Below are 19,352 nucleotides of genomic sequence, written 5' to 3'. Positions count from 1 at the left end.
GGACGATCCCAGATGACCCCCTTTGATCTGCAGCGCATGCTTCTGCATGAGTTTCCGCTGATGTTCGTTGCGGAAGTGGCGCTACGGGCGCTGCTTGCCTTTATCGCGGTTTTCGTCTTCCTCAAGGTGAGCGGACGCCGAGGCATTCGGCAGCTGTCGGTGTTCGAGCTGGTGATCATCCTGACCCTCGGCTCGGCGGCGGGAGACGTCTCCTTTTACGACGATGTTCCGCTGCTGCCGGTTGCGGCCGTATTTGCCACGCTGCTGGCGCTGTACCGCCTGACCGTGTTTCTGATGAGCCGCAGCCCGCGGTTCGGCGTGTGGCTGGAAGGAAAACCCGTCACCATCATTCGCGACGGAATCTACGAACTGCGCAGCCTCGACAGCATGAACATCTCGGCGGACGAGTTCTTCATGGAGCTGCGCCAGCAGGGCGTGGAGCATCTCGGCCAGGTCAGACTCGGCATACTCGAAAACGACGGCAACGTGAGCCTGTTCTTTCATGAGCCGGAAGCGGTACGCCCCGGGCTCTCGGTTTTACCGCCCGAGTACCGACCGGTCTTCCGGCAGATCCCGGCATCGGGCATGTATGCCTGCAACCGCTGCGGCTTTCCGCAGGCGCTGGAAAGCCAGCAAGCGCTGCGATGCCCGCGGTGCTCCAATCCGACCTGGTCGAAGGCGCTTTCCACCCACCGCTCGCGCTGATGCACGGTACGAACCGCCAGTGCTCCTGCCGGTCAGTTGATAGAGGCGGTTCGCGTCCATGCGCGACGCCGGCTACCTTCCCGATCAACAGCAGGAGCAGACCATGCTTGGCGACTACTCATCGATCAACGATCACCTCGAAACCGCGCGCAAGCACGCCGACCAGGCGGAGACCGAAGCGAAGCCCGAACTCTATCGCGAGGCCGTCGACGAACTTGTCGCGGCAATTCGCCTGTTGATGCGCAACAGTACAGAAAAGGACAACTGAGCCCATTCCATCGCCTCGCCAGCTCCCTGGCGAGGCCTAGCGGGGACCCGCCATCCATGCGCCACGACACTGCGACGGAACCGCCACCCCTGGCCGAGGGCACCCGCCCCGTCCCGCTGGACGAAACCGCCGACACCGGCACGCTGCTTTGCCCTACCCTGCCACCCGACCTGCATTATGTGGACGATGCGCAGCCAGGCATCCGCCGCCGACAGCTGCGTGGAAAGTTCGCCTATTTCGCTCCGAGCGGCGAGCGCATCCGTGACGAAGAAGAGATTCGCCGGATCAACAAACTGGCGATCCCCCCGGCCTATCGGGACGTCTGGATCTGCCCCGACCCGCAAGGGCATCTCCAGGCCACGGGACGCGATGCCCGCGGACGCAAGCAGTATCGTTACCATCCGCGCTGGCGGGAAATCCGCGACAGCGACAAGTACGAGCGCATGCTGGAGTTCGGCGAAGCCCTGCCCAAGCTGCGCCGCGATCTGGAAAAGCACCTGGCCCTGCCCGGCATGCCGCGCGACAAGGTCATGGCGCTGGTGGTCACGTTGCTCGAATCGACCCTGATTCGCATCGGCAATTCCCGCTACGCCAGGGACAACCGGTCCTACGGTCTGACCACACTGCGCACGCGCCATGTGAACGTTAGCAGCACCGCGGTCCGCTTCCATTTCCGCGGCAAGAGTGGCGTGGAGCACGAGGTGACGCTGCGCGACCGGCGCCTGGCCAGGCTCATGCGCCGCTGCATGGAGCTACCGGGCCAGCAGTTGTTCCAGTATCTGGATGAGGATGGCCAACGCCGTGCGGTCAGCTCCAACGACGTGAATCTCTATTTACGGGAAATGACCGGCCGCGATTTCACCGCCAAGGACTATCGGACCTGGGCCGGCAGCGCGTTGGCGCTGGAACGGTTGCGCAAGCTCGACGCATCCTCGGCAAGCGTCACGCGACAGAACCTGGTGGAAACCGTCAAGCAGGTCGCGAGCCAGCTGGGCAATACCCCGGCGGTCTGTCGCCAGTGCTATATCCATCCGGCGATTCTGCAAGCCTTCAGCGATGGGGAGCTGGTCAAGCTACGGGCAGCGCGCAAGCGCAAATGGCTGAGCGCCGAGGAAGTCGCCCTGCTTGCCTTTCTGCGCAAAGCGGCCGATTGAGCGTCAGCTTCGACGCGGTCAGTGCTGGTGCAGGGTGACGCGATTGCGCCCTGCCGCCTTGGAGGCATAGAGCGCGGAGTCCGCCCACTCGATCAGCTGTGCATGGCTGCTGCTGGGCACGCTGAGGTCGGCCACGCCGAGGCTGATGGTGAAGCGAATGCGATGCTGCTCATGCTGCACCTCATGGCTCTCCACCGCATGCCGCAGTCGCTCTGCGAAGGTCAGCGCACCCTGCTTGTCGGTGTCCGGCAATAGCACGACGAACTCTTCACCGCCATAACGGCCCGCCACATCGGAATCGCGCAGGTTCTCGCGGATCAGCTCCGCGACCTGCTGAATCACCGCGTCGCCGACCTGATGCCCGTAGGTATCGTTGATCGACTTGAAATGGTCGATATCGAACATGACCAGCGCGGCCTGGCTGTCGTAGCGGCGATGACGGGCGTAGTCCAGGCGCAGCATTTCTTCCCAGTGCCCGCGGTTGTACAGACCTGTCAGGCGATCGGTGCTGGACAGACGCTGCAGTTCGGCGTTTGCCGCCTGCAACTGGCGGCGGTTGACCGCGACATCGGTGACGTCATAGATGATCAGGCACACCTGGTCGATGCTGCCATTGATGCCCTTGAGCGGCAGGAGCGTGGTGTTCTGGTACATGAAGTCTTCCAGCCCGGTGATCGGCTGGTAGTTCTTGAAGCGCAACAGGTACGGCCGTTGTTCCCAGATGGTGAACGACGGCGTGCCGAGGGTCATGACGCTTTCCACCTTGCGCCGGAACCAGTCCTCATCCACTTCGGGAAAAAGGTTGAAGAACGTCTGGCCGCGGGCCTTTTCGGGGTGCAGACCGGAGCGATTCTCCATGAAGGTGTTCCAGACCTCGACGCGATAGTCGCGGTCCAGTACCACGACACCCACGTCGATGCTCTGGACGATGGCCAGCAGCCAGTGAAGTTCGTTCAACTCGGCGGAATTGCTCATGCTCATTCCATCAGGTGGGCGAGCTTGCGGGTCAGCAGCTCGACCGAATCTTCGGTGAACAACAACAGCAGGTCAAAGTGGATGTCATGCCCTTCCAGGCTGTAGCTGATCTCCACCGCCAGGGTTTTCTTCCAGCGTGCGCTGTTGAGCCGGATCAGCTCGTCGATGGACGCATGCTGCCCCAGCACCTGCGGGTGCCCCTGGGAGAACACCACCTCGATCTGCTCGGCGATGCCACTCAGACAGGCGCTGATCAGCAGGCTCGACAGATCCAGCAGCATCTCCATCTCCAGGTAGTCCTGCCGGCGCATGAGGCGTGCCATGTCGGCGACTTCCGAGTCATGGAACAGCAGCAGTGCCTCACCGGCGATGCCTCCCCCGATGTAGCCCTGGCATACCGCCGTAAGCTTGTCGCCACGGGCCGCATCGGCCAGCGCCATGTGCAGCTCGCCGACCTCGAGAATGTTCACGTTGGGTATCGGCAACTGGATGAATACGCCCAACACCCGCGCCAGCAGCGCAGCGGCGCGACCCATGGCGACGTTGACCACTTCGCGGAAGGTGTCGCGGAAGCTGATCCGGCCGCCCTCGACGCGACCGATGAATGACGACACATCGTCCAGCAGGCCGAGGCTCGCCAGCGTCTGGTGGAGATGCACCGGATCGGCGGGTTTCTTGATGAAGGCCAGCGCGCCGAGTGCCAGCACGCGGCGCACGGCCTCATCCTGGATATCCGCGGAGATGACGATGGTCTTGCACTGGAGCTGTTCTTCGCGCAGCTGCGCAAGCACCTGATAGCCGTCCAGCTCCGGCATCGTGAGGTCGAGCAGCATCACGTCGACGCCACCCTGGCGGATCCGCTCCAGCGCTTCCAAGCCAGTCGCCGCCTGACAGACGGTTACCGGCCAGCCGGCCGGCAGCGCTTGCAGCAGCTGCTTGCGCGCGAGGGCTGAGTCATCGCAGATCAACAGGGAAATGGCAGACATGGTACGAGCTCTCGTTGCCCGGACAACCTAGGCGCAAGAGCTTATCGCAGGACAAGGGCGCTGTGTGCGCCATGAAGGCAAAATAGTGGCATTTTGCCTGGAAACCTGCCGAACGGCCCGGCGGAAGCCGCCGCCGGGCCGCCGCCATCAGTAATAGGCGTTCTCGCGGTTGGTGTGATCGGTCACGTCGCGCACGCCCTTGAGCTCGGGAATCCGGGCCAGCAGGGTTTTCTCGATACCCTCTTTCAGGGTCACGTCCGCCTGGCCGCAGCCCTGACAACCGCCACCGAACTGCAGCACGGCGATGCCTTCCTCGACCACATCGATCAGCGTTACCTGGCCGCCGTGGCTGGCCAGTCCCGGATTGATCTCGGTCTGCAGGTAGTAGTTGATGCGCTCGTTCATCGGGCTGTCTTCGTTGACCATCGGCACCTTGGCGTTCGGCGCCTTGATCGTCAGCTGGCCACCCATGCGGTCGGTAGCGTAGTCGACCAGCGCGTCTTCCAGAAAGGGCTCGCTGGTACCGTCGATCCAGGCAGTGAAGCTCTTGAGTGCCAGGGCGATGTCGTCCGGCTTTTCTTCACCGGGCTTGCAGTAGGCGATGCAGGTTTCCGCGTAGGGCGTGCCGGGCTGGGTGATGAAGATGCGAATTCCGATGCCGGTGGTGTTCTGCTTCGCGAGCAGGTCGGCCAGATAATCGTGTGCAGCTTCGGTAATGGTGATCGCGCTCATGGGAACTCCTCGCAGACATGCGTGGCAGTGTACGTCAAACCACTGCCACGGTTAAGTCCTAGTATTTTAGTCGGACTATCGGATTTCAAGTTCCACGCTCCGTGGATCGCCCTGGAACGCCTGCTAGAGGTTTTCATAACGGTTCATGTCCAGAACGCCGGCCTCTACCGGCTCGGTCTCCTCGAGATAGCGCGACAGATCGTTGAAGTAGTGCCAGAACTGCGGATGGCTGCGGCGGATGCCCCAGCGCTCGACCAGCCGCTCGAGATCGGCGCCCGCCTTCACCTGCTCCATCGCCGCAACGAAGGTCGGGACGTCCGCCGCCGGCAGGTTGAAGATGAAGTTCGGGTAGCTGCTGAGGATGCCCGGATAGACTGTCAGGGTGTCCAGGCGCGGCTGCCAGCGCAGCGACTCGCCAAACATGAACGCCACATTGCTGTGAGCCCGGTTGCGCAGCAGGCTGTAGATTTCCCGGCGGTCCCCGGCGTACTCGACCCGCACCAGGGTCGCCTCGGGCAGATGCAGGATGGCAGGCATACCGGCCGCCATCCGGTTGGTCAGCCGGCTGAGCGCCTGTTCGACACGCTGCAGCTCGGCCGGCTGGTCGTCGCGATAGCAGTGCGTGCCCTGGCAGCGGTTGATCGGGTCGGGAGCGGCGTTGATACCCGCGTGCCGCGCCAGCAGCTGCCGGGCGAACGCGCGCTTGGGATCGCCACTTTCCAGCGCAAGCTGTGTGGGTGTCGCGCGGTCGACCGATGTGTAGGCCAGCAGCAGCTTGAGCTGACCGCTTTTCTCGTACCAATCATCCAGGATGGCCTGACGCGATGCAGGTGGCAGCAGCCGCAGGAAGTTGAGCTCGGCGCCGTTGCGGATCAGGTCGAAATACAGCCGCGTCTGGCCCTGGTGGGACACATTGCCGAACACGTCGAAGTTGACCACCAGCTGGTAATAGGTGCGCTCCAGCAGCGGATAGTCCATCCACCAGAGCGTCTGCGGAATTTCGCCAATCAGCCCCTTGCGCACCGAGGCGCTGTCATGCTGGCGGAACACGCTGAGCAAGGCGTTCTCGTTACCTGCCCAGATCTGCGGCCAATCGGCCGGCGCATTGGCGTAAGCCTTGGTGCGCAGCTGCTCGTACTGGTTGCGCTTCACGCGATAGGTCTTCCAGAACGCCAGCAGGTCGCCCATTTCGTCGAACTGCCCCGGCATGGCCAGCAGCGGTGTGGCCTGCTCACGAAAGCGCCGATCGGTGACATAGAGATCGTGCTGCGGGTCCTGGAAGAACACCCAGAAGTTGTCGCGGATGACGTCAGTGGCGATCTGGCCTCGGCAGACCGGGCCGCGAATGAAGGTGCGCACGAAGTACTCAGCGTTATCCAGCATGAACTGGTATCGCGCCTCGGCAGGAATCGCCTGGAAGGTCTTGAACGGATTGGCCCGGTGATTCGCGCCGTAACCGGGTAGCGATTCGACGGTCCAGTCGCCTGCGAAGAACAGCGCTCTGACCCGCGCCAGCTTCGTCGCACTCAAGGGATAGGTGATATGCGTCTTGTGCACGATCACGTCGCTGATGGGCCGCAGGCGGTAGCTGAAACGGGTACCCGGATCGTCATTCGGCCGTCGCGTGGCGATCGCATCGACCGGCTCGCCGCTGGGCGTACGCGAACGCACCAACTGATAGAAGTGACCGGGTTCGCCCCCCTCGAAATACAGGTGGGCAATAAAGAGGTGCTCATAGAGCCAGCGCGCGACCAGGCTGCCGCGCGGGCCTGGCGTATTGAGCAGGCGTTCCCACTGTTCGATCTGCGTCGCTTCCCGGGCCGAGGGCTGCAGCTGTCGAGGCTCAACCGCGCCGCCCTGCTCCAGCCAGCGTTGCACGGTGGCGTATTCCTGATCACTGAGGCCGGTCACCGCGAAAGGCATGCCGCCGTGCCGGGTCTTGCGAGCATAGCCATCGAACTCGTCGGGCAACGGGCAGTTGTTCTCCCGGTCGATGCCGATATTCAGCTCCGCAGGCAGCTTGGCATTGGGCGTCAGCGGCTGGCTGCGACCCAGATCCAGCATGCGCGCCATCAGCGCCGCCTGATCGCCCTGGGCGTCGAGCACCGAATGAAAACCTTTGCGTCGCCAGGCCTGCTCGCCTTCGGCGTCGAGAAACAGGCGAGTCGGGGCCTGGGCCTTGGAGCGTACGCCGTTGTACACCGGCAATTTGTTCGCACCACGCTCGGCGCCCTCGCCGCTGCCCAGATTGAGCTGGCACGGCGAGTCATAGCAGGCATGGCAGGCCACGCACTTGGCGGTGAAGATCGGTTGGATATCGCGCTGATAGGAGAGGACTTCGGCCTGTGCAGCGCTGCCGATGAGCAGCAACAGACAGCCGAGCCAGAAACGGTGGGACATGAAACGAACGCCTGAAAGTGACCCTGCATTCTATGCGTGCACGACAAACGCCGCCTGCCTGCCCAACCTGAATAATCTTCATGCAAATGCGCGACAGCTAAAAAAGCATGCAGCTTTGCTATCATTCGCGCTCTTTTCGTTCCCGCTTTTCAGGTAGTTCCCATGTCCGCTCGCAACGCCCGACTTCAGGCCCTCCAGCACGCGCTCAGCCAGCGCATCCTGATTCTCGACGGTGGTATGGGAACCATGATCCAGAGCTACAAGCTGGAGGAGTCCGACTACCGGGGCGAGCGCTTCGCCGATTGGCCGAGCGACGTGAAGGGCAATAACGACCTGTTGCTGCTCTCCCGCCCCGACGTCATCCAGGCCATCGAGAAGGCCTATCTCGATGCCGGCGCCGACATTCTGGAAACCAACACCTTCAATGCCACCCGGGTCTCCCAGGCCGACTACGGCATGGAAGAACTGGTCTACGAGCTGAACGTGGAAGGTGCACGCCTGGCCCGGGAAGTGGCCGATGCCAAGACCGCCGAGACGCCGGACCGCCCACGTTTCGTCGCCGGCGTGCTCGGCCCGACCAGCCGCACCTGCTCCATCTCGCCGGACGTCAACAACCCCGGCTACCGCAACGTCACCTTCGACCTGCTGGTGGAGAACTACACCGAAGCCACCCGTGGCCTGATCGAGGGCGGCGCTGACCTGATTCTGATCGAAACGATCTTCGACACGCTGAACGCCAAGGCGGCGATCTTCGCTGTCCAGCAGGTATTCGAGGAAGATGGCGTCGAGCTGCCGATCATGATCTCCGGCACCATCACCGACGCCTCCGGCCGCACGCTGTCAGGCCAGACCACCGAGGCGTTCTGGAACTCGGTGCGCCATGCCAAGCCGATCTCCGTAGGCCTGAACTGCGCCCTGGGCGCCAAGGACCTGCGCCCTTATCTGGAAGAGCTGGCCAACAAGGCCGACACCCACGTGTCCGCCCACCCCAACGCCGGCCTGCCCAATGCCTTCGGCGAGTACGACGAAACGCCGGCAGAAATGGCCGCGGTGGTCGAGGAGTTCGCCGCCAGCGGTTTCCTCAACATCATCGGCGGCTGCTGCGGCACCACGCCGGCGCATATCCAGGCGATTGCCGAGGCGGTGGCCAAGTACCCGCCGCGCGTGATCCCGGACATTCCGAAGGCCTGCCGCCTGTCGGGCCTGGAGCCCTTCACCATCGACCGCAGTTCACTGTTCGTGAACGTCGGCGAGCGCACCAACATCACCGGTTCAGCCAAGTTCGCCCGTCTGATCCGCGAGGAGAACTACACCGAGGCGCTGGAAGTGGCCCTGCAGCAGGTGGAAGCCGGCGCCCAGGTGATCGACATCAACATGGACGAGGGCATGCTGGATTCGAAGGCGGCCATGGTCACCTTCCTCAACCTGATCGCCGGCGAGCCGGACATCTCCCGCGTGCCGATCATGATCGACTCCTCCAAGTGGGAAGTGATCGAGGCGGGCCTCAAGTGCATCCAGGGCAAGGGCATCGTCAACTCCATCTCCATGAAGGAAGGCGTCGAGCAGTTCAAGCACCACGCCCACCTGTGCAAGCGCTACGGCGCCGCGGTGGTGGTGATGGCCTTCGACGAAGCCGGCCAGGCCGATACCGCCGCACGCAAGCGCGAAATCTGCCAGCGCAGCTACGACATCCTGGTCAACGAGGTGGGCTTCCCGCCGGAAGACATCATCTTCGACCCGAACATCTTCGCCATCGCCACCGGCATCGAAGAGCACAACAACTACGCCGTCGACTTCATCGAAGCCTGCGCCTTCATTCGCGACAACCTGCCCTATGCCCTGACCTCGGGCGGCGTGTCCAACGTGTCCTTCTCCTTCCGCGGCAACAACCCGGTGCGCGAAGCGATCCACTCGGTGTTCCTGTTCCATGCGATCAAGGCGGGCCTGACCATGGGCATCGTCAACGCCGGCCAATTGGAGATCTACGACGAGATCCCGAAGGAGCTGCGCGACGCGGTCGAGGACGTGGTGCTCAACCGCTGCGCCGGCGGCACCGAGGCGCTGCTGGAGATCGCCGACAAGTACAAGGGCGATGGCTCGGTCAAGGAAGCCGAGACCGAGGAATGGCGCAATCTGCCGGTGGACAAGCGCCTCGAGCACGCGCTGGTCAAGGGCATCACCGCCTTCATCGTTGAGGACACAGAGGAGTGCCGCCAGCAGTGCGCACGCCCCATCGAGGTGATCGAAGGCCCGCTGATGAGCGGCATGAACGTGGTGGGCGATCTGTTCGGCGCGGGCAAGATGTTCCTGCCCCAGGTGGTCAAGTCCGCCCGCGTGATGAAGCAGGCCGTGGCACACCTGATCCCCTTCATCGAGGCGGAAAAGGGCGACAAGCCGGAAGCCAAGGGCAAGATCCTCATGGCGACCGTCAAGGGCGACGTACACGACATCGGCAAGAACATCGTCGGCGTGGTGCTGGGCTGCAACGGCTACGACGTGGTGGACATGGGCGTGATGGTGCCGGCGGAAAAGATCCTGCAGACCGCCATCGCCGAGAAGTGCGACATCATCGGCCTCTCCGGGCTGATCACCCCCTCCTTGGACGAAATGGTTCATGTGGCCAAGGAAATGCAGCGCCAGGGCTTCAGCCTGCCGCTGATGATCGGCGGCGCCACCACCTCCAAGGCGCACACCGCGGTGAAGATCGACCCGCAGTACAGCAACGATGCAGTGGTCTATGTCACCGATGCATCGCGTGCAGTCGGCGTGGCCACCACCCTGCTGTCCAAGGAACTCAAGCCGGCGTTCGTCGACAAGACCCGCGAAGAGTACGCGATGATCCGCGAGCGCACCGCCAACCGCAGTGCGCGCACCGAACGCCTGAGCTACCTCGATGCCATCGCCAACAAGCCGCCGTTCGACTGGAGCGGCTACGCCCCGGTCAAACCGAGCTTCACCGGCCGCCAGGTGCTGGAAGACATCGATCTGCGCACCCTGGTCGACTACATCGACTGGACGCCTTTCTTCATCGCCTGGGACCTGGCCGGCAAGTACCCGCGCATCCTCGAGGACGAGGTGGTTGGCGAAGCGGCCACCTCGCTGTTCAACGATGCCCAGGCCATGCTGAAAAAGCTGGTCGACGAGAAGCTGATCCGCGCACGTGCGGTGTTCGGCTTCTGGCCGGCCAACCAGGTCCAGGACGATGACCTGGAAGTGTACGGTGACAACGGCGAGAAGCTGGCCACCCTGCATCACCTGCGCCAGCAGACCATCAAGCCGGACGCCAAGCCGAACCTGTCGCTGGCCGATTTCGTCGCACCAAAGGACAGCGGCATCACCGACTATGTAGGCGGCTTTATCTGTACCGCCGGCATCGGCGCCGAGGAGCTGGCCAAGGCCTATCAGGACAAGGGCGACGACTACAACTCGATCATGGTCAAGGCGCTCGCCGACCGCCTCGCCGAGGCCTGCGCCGAGTGGCTGCACGAACAGGTGCGCAAGCAGTACTGGGGCTACGCCAAGGATGAACAGCTGAGCAACGAGGAGCTGATCCGCGAGCAGTACAAGGGCATCCGCCCTGCCCCCGGTTACCCGGCCTGCCCGGACCACACCGAGAAGGGCACGCTGTTCCAGCTGCTGGATGCCGACGGCATCAGCCAGGTCACGCTCACCGAGCACTACGCCATGCTGCCCACCGCGGCGGTCAGCGGCTGGTACTTCGCCCATCCCGAGGCGCAGTATTTCGCCGTCGGCAAGATCGACAAGGATCAGGTGGAAAGCTACAGCCAGCGCAAGGGCCAGGAATTGGCCGTCAGTGAGCGCTGGCTGATGCCGAACCTGGGCTACGACAACTGATCTCGACGCGGGCGTCTCCCGACGCCTGCGTTCGATCCACGGAGCAAGTGCACCATGTCATCGGAAACACCCTGGCTGATCGACGAACTCGAAAATGCCGACATGCTGATCATCGACGGCCTGCACGCGTGGCAGTTCGCGCTCGACGAAGCCGTGCTGGATCAGGCCGACGCAGCCGCCGAAGCCAACCAGCCGTTCGCCAGCGAGGCCACCTTGTTGACCATCGACCTGGTGGACGGCCGGACCCGCCGCCAGTGGCAGTTCAGCTACAACCAGATCATGGAGGCACAGCGCGACGCCGAAGATGAAAGCTGGCTGCTGGAAGGCCCGCACCGCCTGCAATGCCTCAGCGCCATTGGCGGCGAGGACGAGGACGAGTAGTCCACTGCACCTCAGCGCACCCGTCGAGGCGCCCCCATCGGGCGCCCTCCATCCAGGCACGCCAGAAAGGCGCCCCCAGCTAGGCGCCCCCATCCGTCAACGGCTGCGGACGGCTGCGCGGGTGCCCACCTCGTCAATCGCCGGTTCACGCGATACCGCCCCTTCGGTCAGCGGGCGCTCGATATACCGGTAGCTGAGCCCGGCGACGATCAGCGAGACCGTCACGCAGAGCGCAACGCGCGGTAGCACCGGCTGATCGTCCAGCCAGTGCATGCACAGCAGCCAGACCGGGATATGGCAGAGGTACAGCGAGAAGGAAACCTGGCCTATGGCTTCCAGCGGGCGCGAGAGGCTGCCGAAGATGGCTTCGCCGGAACAGGCCGCGAGCATGAAAGGAACGGCCAGCACCAGCGTCGTCGCCGCCCAGCGGAACGACGCGAACGGCTCCAGCGCGATGGCCAGCACGCTGGCCGGCAGCACCGACAGACCCATCACCAGCACCTTGCTCACAGGCGACATCGCCTCGATGTCCCGTTCGACCAGCCGAAACGATTCCAGGGACGACAGCTTCCACAGCAACAGGCCGAGAAACAGCCCGTTGGCTCGGAACAGCCACTCGGGCGCAAACGGATTGGCAAAACTGAACCACAGCACGATGCCGATCACCGCCGGCCAGAACGCCCTGCCCAGCAGGAGCAGCAGCGGGAAAAGCAGGTAGAACTGTACTTCCAGGGCAATCGACCAGAAGTAGCCGAAATCCGTCTCGTGCAGCGCGTTGAACACATTGGCGAGGAAGAACGCCGCGCTCGCGGTCACGCCCAGCAGGGTGTCCAGCGAATAGCTGGGTGCGCCGCGTGGCGGCTCGAGCACGGCGAACAGCAATACCACCGCAGACCAGAACCAGGTCGGCAGCAGCACGCGGCGAATGCGTTTCTTGTAGAACCCGTACACCGCCGCCGCGTCGAATTGCCTGTGCTTGCGCAGGAAGGTTGCACCCATCAGGAAGCCGGATATCAGGAAGAACAGGTCGACTCCGACACCCGGCAGGAAGCGCTGCAGCACCCCATCCCACCAGACAGCCTCGGCACCTATCAGCATGACCGAGCCGTGGGCCAGCAGCACCAGCACGATTGCCAGGCCACGAAGAAATTGAATGTTGCGATTCTTGCCGTGCCGCGCTCCGGCATCACTCATAAGCCATCCGTTGTTCGCCAGCCGCCGCGACTACCAGCCATTGCCTGGGTCATTCAGGATCGATTCCATCGCCTCGCGGCCTCGTTCGACATCAGGCCAGCCTCCCGCTGCGCCTTTGCATTGTCCAAGACAGGTCGATGTCGGGGTCGTTCAATCTCGCCGGCCGCGATCCGGACGAGGCCCGGCTCCGTTATGATCGCGCCCCTCGTTCTTCGCCACCGGTCACCGCCATGTCGCTTCTCGAACTGATCGCCTCATTGCTGGGCGTTGTCGCCGTCTGGCTGACCGTGCGGCAGAACAGCTGGTGCTGGCCCATCGGGCTGGGCATGGTGTCGCTGTATGCGTGGTTTTTCTTCGATGCCAAGCTGTACTCCCAGGTGCTGTTGCACGGCGTCTTCGCGGCGATGCAGCTGTATGGCTGGTGGGCCTGGACCCGCGGCACCGACGGAAACGGCCGGCGCGTGAGCCTGGCCAGCGGGCCGGAAGTGCTGGTCGGCATCGGCATGGCGGTGCTAGGCAGCCTGCTGCTCGGCAGCGCAATGGCTCGCTTCACCGAGGCGGCGTTTCCCTGGATCGATGCCAGCCTGACCGCCTTCAGCCTGCTCGCGCAGCTGTGGATGGCACTCAAGCGCCTGCAGTGCTGGCCACTGTGGATCGTGGTCGATGCCTTGTTTGTCGGCTTCTTCAGCTTCCAGGGCTACTGGTTGACGGCCGGGCTCTACGCGCTGTTCACCGCACTGGCGGTGATGGGGCTGCGTGAATGGCGTGCGACCCTGGTGGCCGCCCGATGAAGGTCGTCGTGCTCACCGGACCGGAATCCACCGGCAAGAGCTGGCTGGCCGATCGCTTGCGACGCCGCTTTGGCGGTCTATTGGTCGACGAGTACGTGCGTCACTACATCGAGCGGACGCAACGCGACACGACGCTGGCCGACATCCCGGACATTGCCCGCGGCCAACTGGCCCGGGAAGACGCTGCACGGGCCGCCGCACCGCATCTGCTGATCCTCGACACCCATCTGCTGAGCAACATGCTCTGGAGCCGCACGCTGTTCGGTGACTGCCCCGATTGGCTGGAAGCCGAACTGCAGGCGCGCGAATACCACCAGCACCTGTTGCTCTCGCCCACAGGCGCCGAGTGGCATGCGGACGGCCAGCGCTGCCAGCCGGATCTAGACGACAGGCAGCGCTTCTACGAGCAATGCCGTGACTGGCTTCGGCAGCATCGGCAGCCGTTCGTTGAAATCGCAGGTGACTGGGCCGAGCGCGAACGTCAGGCAATTGCCTGGACACGAGCGCTGCTGGATGGCTGACCGCCTCAGCGGCTTGGCTGCCCGTCCCGGCGCAGCAGCAGGCCGATGGCGAGGATGACCAGCAGGCTGCCCGGCAGCCAGTGCCAACCCATGCGCGCGGGCTGATCGAAGAACAGCAACAGCATCGAGACGAAGGGCACCAGGTAGCTGTAGGCCGTTACCGCCCCGGGGGTCAGTGCGCTGGTGGCGCGCTGCTGCAGGAAGAAGGTCATCGCGCTGGAGAACACGCCCAGGTAGGTCACCAGCAGCAGGTCCAGCAGATTCATGTGCAGCAGCGCCGCCGGGCGCTCCCATATCGCCCCCATCAGGCCGATCAGCACAGCGCCCGCCACCAGGCTCCAGAAAGTGCGCAGGCCCGCCTGGGTCGGCAACGATCCGTTGGCCAGCCCCCATTTGCTGAGCACCGGATAGAGCGCCGAGGCGACGCAGCCGAAGAAGAAACCCAGCTCGCCGAAGCCCAGCTGCATCCCGGAGAAGTCGCCGCCGTTCTCGGCCCAGGCCAGCCCCAGAGCCCCGCTCGCCCCGAGCGCGAGGATGGCGAGCAGCCTGCCCGCGCGCTGTTCGACGCCCAGCCCCCGGCCGAGGCAGTACGCCAGCAGCGGCACGCTGACGAACAGGGTCGCCATGGACAATGCACTGACCCTATGCGCCGCCCAGAACATGGTGCCGAAGAAGCCCGCCAGGCAGAGCCCCATGGCCGCGTAGAGCAAGAGGGTTCGCCAGCCCGGGCGCCCATCGCTCTGGCGCCACGCCAGCGGCGCGAGTACCAGCGCGGCGATGCCGAAGCGCATCGCCGTCAGCAGCAGCGGGGGCAGCCCGTCACTGAGCAGCCCGACCGCGGGAAAGGAAAGCCCGACGAACAGCGCCCAGAGCAGCATGCCGAGATGGGCCTGGGTGACACGCTTGCGCTCATGGCCGCGTGTCGTCGCGCCTGCGCGCGGATCGTCTCGGCTGATGGTGGGCGCATGGCTGGGCTCTTGATAGCGATGACTCAAATCTTCGCTCCGGCGGGATGCTTTCGGGCTGGCGCGGCGTCTATGAACGCGACGCCGACCGTCGAATGACCTTAATGGAATAGGTGAGGTTCGGTTTGCGCGTCACGCTGATCGGGCGCCGAGTGACGGTGTCCAGGGTGATGTTCCAGAAACCCGAGCTTGGCGCGACGATCTTCGCTGGAAAACGGTCGAACGCACCGCCGTGGTAAGTGTGCCGGCCGCCATTCTTGAAGCTGCGAAAGTTCGCGTCGTTCATCAGACGAATATTGCAGGTCTGCGAACACTGGATAACGACGATGTCACCTTCTTCAAGGTGCTCGCGCTGGTGTATGAACTTCATCGACTGCTCCGACACGGTTTGCGGCAAAGCGCAGAACGATAGCATGCATACCGCTGGAACCGGCCTGCTGACGATCCCGGTCCGCGAAAGGCATGAAGCCCAAGTGGCTGACCCAGGACATCCTGCTTGGCGTGGCCATCGACATGTGGACGGGCGACATCGACGCTCGTATCGGTATCGCCCTGGGCCTGATGCGCTGAGGTTGACCGCGCTCGCCGCGAGCGGGTTGTCCTACGGACCGGGTTGTGTATGCTCTGCCGACCTGTCCGAAAGTCTGCTTCCTGCCATGTACAGCACGTCACGTCCCTGCTCTGTCAGCCTGCCCGCAGGAAGTCGGCTGCTGTTTCTCTTCGATACCGGATTGCTGGCCGTGTGGTGATGGCGCTCAGTCGCGCCTTTTCCTGCACATCCATTTCCTGCTTATCGAGGTCTGCCGCTCATGTTCGCGGTTCGTAACACCGTTCAGATTGATGCCCCCATCGTGCGCAACGCGACCCGTTGCGGTTTCTTCATGGCCGGCTTCGGTCTTTCCGTCTGGGCGCCGCTGGTGCCCTATGTCCGTGAACGCATCGAGATGACCGATGCGGTGTTCGGTCTGTTGCTGCTGTGCATCGGGATCGGCTCGCTGACCTGGATGCCCATTTCCGGCGTCCTGGTGGCCCGCTGGGGCATTCGCCCGGTGCAGCTGTGCAGTGTCGCGCTGCTGGCCCTGGCGCTGGCCGGCATGGCGCTGACCGATTCGATCGGGTGGCTGGGCCTGGCGCTGTTCTGTTTCGGCGGCAGCCTGGGCGTCATCGACGTCATCATGAACATTCAGGCGGTGCTGGTGGAAACCGCTGTCGGCCGCCGGCTGATGTCCAATTTTCACGGCATGTACAGCCTCGGCGCCATCAGTGGTGCGCTGGTGCTGACCGGCCTGCTGAGCCTGGGTCTGGCACCGGAGGTCGGTAGCTTCATGATGATCGGCGTGATCGTGGCGGCGAACCTGGCCCTTGCGCGCGGCTACCTGCCGAATCGCGCGCCCGGTGGCGGCCTCGCCTTCGTCCGCCCGACCGGGCTGGTGATGCTGGTCGGCCTGATGTGTTTCGTCGTCTACCTCGCCGAAGGCGCCGTGCTGGACTGGAGCGCGCTCTATCTGACCGGTGAGAAAGGCCTGGAAGTCGCCAGAGGCGGGCTCGGCTATGCGGCCTTCGCGCTGATGGTCACCATCGCCCGGTTCGCTGGCGCTCCGCTGGTGAACAGCCTAGGCACGGCGCGGGTCATCGCCTTCGGCGGCATGCTGGCGGCATTCGGCATCGGTCTGAGCCTGACCGCCGAGCACTGGGCGCTGGCATTGGTCGGCTATGGGCTGTGCGGCCTGGGGTGCGCCAACGTATCGCCCGTACTGATCTCCTCGTTGAGCCGGCAGGACGGCATGCCGGTGCAGCTGGCCGTCACCGTCGCCACTACCATTGGCTTTGCCGGCGTGCTCGCCGGCCCGGCGATGATGGGCATGGTCGCCCATTTCAGCTCGCTGGGCATGGCCTTCGCGCTGCTCGCCGTCCTGCTGCTCGGTATCGTGCCGTTCTGCCGTCGCTTCGCGGCGTGAGCCCGGCTAGAATGCGCGCCCTATGCGCATCCCCGACTTCCAGCAACGCCTCGCCGATATCGGCGCCAAGCCCCGTCATATCGGGCGGATGACCCGCGCCTGGCTCAAGGGCCTGCCGCTCGATGTCGGGCGGCGCCAGCAGCAGGCCGAGGACTTCCTGCCGCTGAGCGTGCGCGAAGGTCTGCCGGCGCTGAGCCTGGAAATCGACGCACTGGCCCGCCTGCGCTCCGAGCACCCGGCCGCCGATGGTTCGGCAAGACTGCTGGTGGAGCTTGGCGATGGGCAGATGGTGGAAAGCGTGCTGCTACCGCGCGACGGACTGTGCGTGTCCAGCCAGGTCGGCTGCGCGGTGGGCTGCGTGTTCTGCATGACCGGCAAGAGCGGCCTGCTGCGCCAGCTGGGCAGTGCCGAAATCGTTGCTCAGGTCGCCCTCGCCCGCCGCTTCCGCTCGGTGAAGAAGGTAGTGTTCATGGGCATGGGCGAGCCGGCGCACAACCTCGACAACGTACTCGAGGCGATCGACCTGCTCGGTACCGAGGGCGGCATCGGTCACAAGAACCTGGTGTTTTCCACCGTAGGCGACCTGCGCGTGTTCGAGCGCCTGCCACAGCAACGGGTCAAGCCGGCCCTGGCGCTGTCGCTGCACAGTACCGACGGTGCCTTGCGCCAGGCGCTGCTGCCGCGCGCACCGCAGATCGCCCCGGAGGAACTGGTCGAGCTTGGCGAGAGCTACGCCCGCGCGACAGGCTTCCCGATCCAGTATCAGTGGACGCTGCTCAAGGGCATCAACGACAACCAGGAGGAGATGGACGGTATCCTGCGCCTGCTCAAGGGCAAGTATGCGGTGATGAACCTGATCCCCTACAACAGCCTGGAAGACGACGCGTACCAGCGGCCTGAGGGTGAGCGCATCGAGCAGATCGTGCGCTATCTGCACAGCCGCGGCGTGCTGACCAAGGTGCGCAATTCGGCCGGCCAGGATATCGATGGCGGCTGCGGCCAGCTGCGCGCCCGCGCCGAGCAAGTGCTCGGGCGCAGGCGGCCGCGCTGATCGGGCCTGAACCCACCTCGCCAACGGCTGTCGGAGCGCTGTAGCAGACGCCGTTTCGGTGTTCATCTCAGCAAGGAAAGCGCAACACCGCATGCATACCCTGGAACAACTCGAACGTGGCGAACTGGCCGGCATCAGCCGCCTTGATCTTTCCGCCGGCCTTGACGCCTTTCCCGACGCGATCTTCGGCCTCGCCGATACGCTGGAAGTGCTGAACCTCTCGGGCAACCAGCTCGACAGCCTGCCAGCCGACCTATCCCGGCTGCGCAAGCTGCGGATCCTGTTCTGCTCGGACAACCCGTTCACCGAGGTGCCGGAGTGTCTCGGCGATTGCCCACAGCTGGAAATGGTCGGCTTCAAGGCCAATCGTATTCGTCATCTGCCTGCCGATTCCTTGCCGCCGGCTCTGCGCTGGCTGATCCTTACCGATAACCAGCTGGAAAGCCTGCCCGACGAGATCGGCAACTGCCGAAGGCTGCAGAAGCTGATGCTCGCCGGCAACCGGCTGACCAGCCTGCCGCCGTCGCTGTCCGAATGCACCCACCTGGAGTTGTTGCGCATCGCCGCCAACCGCCTGCAGCTGCTGCCAGACTGGCTGCTGACACTGCCGCGCCTGAGCTGGCTGGCCTTCGCCGGCAACCCCTTCAGCGACGCCAACGAGGCCGCGAGTCTTGCACGCCACTCGCTACCCGCGATTGCTCGAACGCAAGTCATGCTGCATGAACAGCTCGGCCAGGGTGCCTCCGGCGTCATTCACCGAGCGCAATGGCAGGTGCCCGGCCAGGCGCCGCGACCCATGGCGGCGAAGCTGTTCAAGGGACACGTCACCAGCGACGGCCTGCCGCATAGCGAAATGGCCGCGTGCGTGGCGGCTGGCCGTCACGCCAACCTGATCGACGTCGCCGGCCCACTTGCCGACCACGCAGAGCTGACGCCCGGCCTGCTGATGGATCTAGTCGACCCTGGCTTCCAGCCCCTGGCCGGGCCACCCTCGCTGGCCAGCTGCACGCGCGACAGCTACGGTGCCGAGCAGCGTTTCAGCCTCGAACAGGTCCTGAGCATCGCCAGCGGCGTCGCGTCCGCCGTTGCTCACCTGCACCGCCGCGGCATCCTGCATGGCGACCTCTATGCCCACAACCTGCTGGTCGATCCGAGTGGCGCCTGCCTGCTCAGCGATTTCGGCGCGGCCTCCTTCTTCGAGCCCGACAGCGCAGCCGGACAGCACCTCAAGCGCATCGAAGCCCGCGCTTTCGGTTGCCTGCTGGAAGAATTGCTGCAACGCTGCCCGGACACCGATCCACGTCAGCATGTCCTGCTGGATCTGCAACGACATTGCCTGAACGACAACATCGAGCAGCGACCGGACTTCGACCGTCTGCATAGCCTTCTCGCCGCGCTCTGACGCGCATTACCGGA

Annotated in this window: 17 protein-coding genes; 10 read left to right on the top strand and 7 right to left on the bottom strand. The window is 64.3% G+C overall.

What is annotated here, in order from left to right; genetic code table 11:
- Window positions 1-12 precede the first annotated feature (12 nt).
- Genes P5703_RS08890 through P5703_RS08880 form a run of 3 tightly spaced genes read left to right on the top strand, consistent with a single transcriptional unit; the run spans window position 13 to window position 2,127 of the window.
- Window positions 13-705, top strand: coding sequence for a DUF421 domain-containing protein (locus P5703_RS08890; RefSeq protein WP_285586178.1), 693 nt, complete (start codon window positions 13-15; stop codon window positions 703-705).
- A gap of 58 nt (window positions 706-763) precedes the next feature.
- Window positions 764-973, top strand: coding sequence for a hypothetical protein (locus P5703_RS08885; protein ID WP_014596767.1), 210 nt, complete (start codon window positions 764-766; stop codon window positions 971-973).
- A gap of 56 nt (window positions 974-1,029) precedes the next feature.
- Entirely contained in the window at window positions 1,030-2,127 is a 1,098-nt protein-coding gene (locus P5703_RS08880; RefSeq protein ID WP_279642671.1) for a DNA topoisomerase IB, read from the top strand.
- Window positions 2,128-2,145: 18 nt separating this feature from the next.
- Here the strand turns inward: P5703_RS08880 and P5703_RS08875 are convergent, their stop codons facing one another.
- From P5703_RS08875 to P5703_RS08860, 4 genes are all read right to left on the bottom strand, one after another.
- Window positions 2,146-3,102 (bottom strand): sensor domain-containing diguanylate cyclase, encoded by a 957-nt coding sequence (locus P5703_RS08875; protein WP_017246111.1) that lies wholly within the window; start codon window positions 3,100-3,102, stop codon window positions 2,146-2,148.
- Window positions 3,103-3,104: 2 nt separating this feature from the next.
- Entirely contained in the window at window positions 3,105-4,088 is a 984-nt protein-coding gene (locus P5703_RS08870) for a response regulator (RefSeq protein ID WP_013982878.1), read from the bottom strand.
- Window positions 4,089-4,235: 147 nt separating this feature from the next.
- Complete coding sequence (gene nfuA, locus P5703_RS08865; RefSeq protein ID WP_011913347.1) at window positions 4,236-4,820, bottom strand: Fe-S biogenesis protein NfuA; 585 nt, start codon at window positions 4,818-4,820, stop codon at window positions 4,236-4,238.
- Window positions 4,821-4,943: 123 nt separating this feature from the next.
- Complete coding sequence (locus P5703_RS08860) at window positions 4,944-7,220, bottom strand: fatty acid cis/trans isomerase (RefSeq protein ID WP_197861268.1); 2,277 nt, start codon at window positions 7,218-7,220, stop codon at window positions 4,944-4,946.
- Window positions 7,221-7,382: 162 nt separating this feature from the next.
- On the opposite strand from P5703_RS08860, the gene metH reads away from it, so the two are divergent.
- Both metH and P5703_RS08850 read left to right on the top strand, forming a co-directional pair.
- Window positions 7,383-11,075 carry a methionine synthase gene (gene metH, locus P5703_RS08855; protein ID WP_285586175.1) on the top strand — a complete coding sequence of 1,231 codons (3,693 nt, stop codon included), beginning with the start codon at window positions 7,383-7,385 and terminating at the stop codon, window positions 11,073-11,075.
- A 54-nt stretch (window positions 11,076-11,129) separates the two neighbouring features.
- Window positions 11,130-11,456 (top strand): DUF5629 family protein, encoded by a 327-nt coding sequence (locus P5703_RS08850; RefSeq protein WP_037000814.1) that lies wholly within the window; start codon window positions 11,130-11,132, stop codon window positions 11,454-11,456.
- Between the two features lie 96 nt (window positions 11,457-11,552).
- Here P5703_RS08850 and P5703_RS08845 read toward each other — a convergent pair whose 3' ends face one another.
- Window positions 11,553-12,650, bottom strand: coding sequence for an acyltransferase family protein (locus P5703_RS08845; protein ID WP_285586171.1), 1,098 nt, complete (start codon window positions 12,648-12,650; stop codon window positions 11,553-11,555).
- 230 nt (window positions 12,651-12,880) lie between these two features.
- Between P5703_RS08845 and pnuC the strand changes: the two genes are divergently transcribed.
- A complete protein-coding gene (pnuC, locus tag P5703_RS08840; RefSeq protein WP_041771940.1) occupies window positions 12,881-13,441 on the top strand; it encodes a nicotinamide riboside transporter PnuC in 561 nt (186 codons plus the stop codon).
- Window positions 13,438-13,962 (top strand): AAA family ATPase, encoded by a 525-nt coding sequence (locus P5703_RS08835; RefSeq protein ID WP_285586168.1) that lies wholly within the window; start codon window positions 13,438-13,440, stop codon window positions 13,960-13,962. The genes pnuC and P5703_RS08835 overlap by 4 nt, the downstream gene beginning before the upstream one ends.
- A gap of 5 nt (window positions 13,963-13,967) precedes the next feature.
- Here P5703_RS08835 and P5703_RS08830 read toward each other — a convergent pair whose 3' ends face one another.
- Window positions 13,968-14,957, bottom strand: coding sequence for a DMT family transporter (locus tag P5703_RS08830; RefSeq protein WP_126477992.1), 990 nt, complete (start codon window positions 14,955-14,957; stop codon window positions 13,968-13,970).
- Window positions 14,958-14,997: 40 nt separating this feature from the next.
- Complete coding sequence (locus P5703_RS08825) at window positions 14,998-15,297, bottom strand: DUF1883 domain-containing protein (protein ID WP_013982886.1); 300 nt, start codon at window positions 15,295-15,297, stop codon at window positions 14,998-15,000.
- Between the two features lie 439 nt (window positions 15,298-15,736).
- On the opposite strand from P5703_RS08825, the gene P5703_RS08820 reads away from it, so the two are divergent.
- The 3 genes from P5703_RS08820 (at window position 15,737) to P5703_RS08810 (ending at window position 19,338) form a co-directional block, all read left to right on the top strand.
- Entirely contained in the window at window positions 15,737-16,885 is a 1,149-nt protein-coding gene (locus tag P5703_RS08820) for an MFS transporter (protein WP_017246119.1), read from the top strand.
- A 22-nt stretch (window positions 16,886-16,907) separates the two neighbouring features.
- Window positions 16,908-17,936 carry an RNA methyltransferase gene (locus tag P5703_RS08815; RefSeq protein WP_125883981.1) on the top strand — a complete coding sequence of 343 codons (1,029 nt, stop codon included), beginning with the start codon at window positions 16,908-16,910 and terminating at the stop codon, window positions 17,934-17,936.
- A 91-nt stretch (window positions 17,937-18,027) separates the two neighbouring features.
- The gene (locus tag P5703_RS08810) at window positions 18,028-19,338 is read left to right on the top strand and encodes a leucine-rich repeat-containing protein kinase family protein (protein ID WP_285586162.1); all 1,311 of its coding nucleotides are present in this window, start codon (window positions 18,028-18,030) and stop codon (window positions 19,336-19,338) included.
- The last annotated feature ends 14 nt before the right edge of the window (window positions 19,339-19,352 follow it).

This window comes from Stutzerimonas sp. FeSN7, from assembly GCF_030263795.1.
Classification (GTDB): Bacteria; Pseudomonadota; Gammaproteobacteria; order Pseudomonadales; family Pseudomonadaceae; genus Stutzerimonas; species Stutzerimonas stutzeri.
Note: the sequence above shows the minus strand (reverse complement) of the source record. Positions and strands in the feature narration are given on the sequence as shown.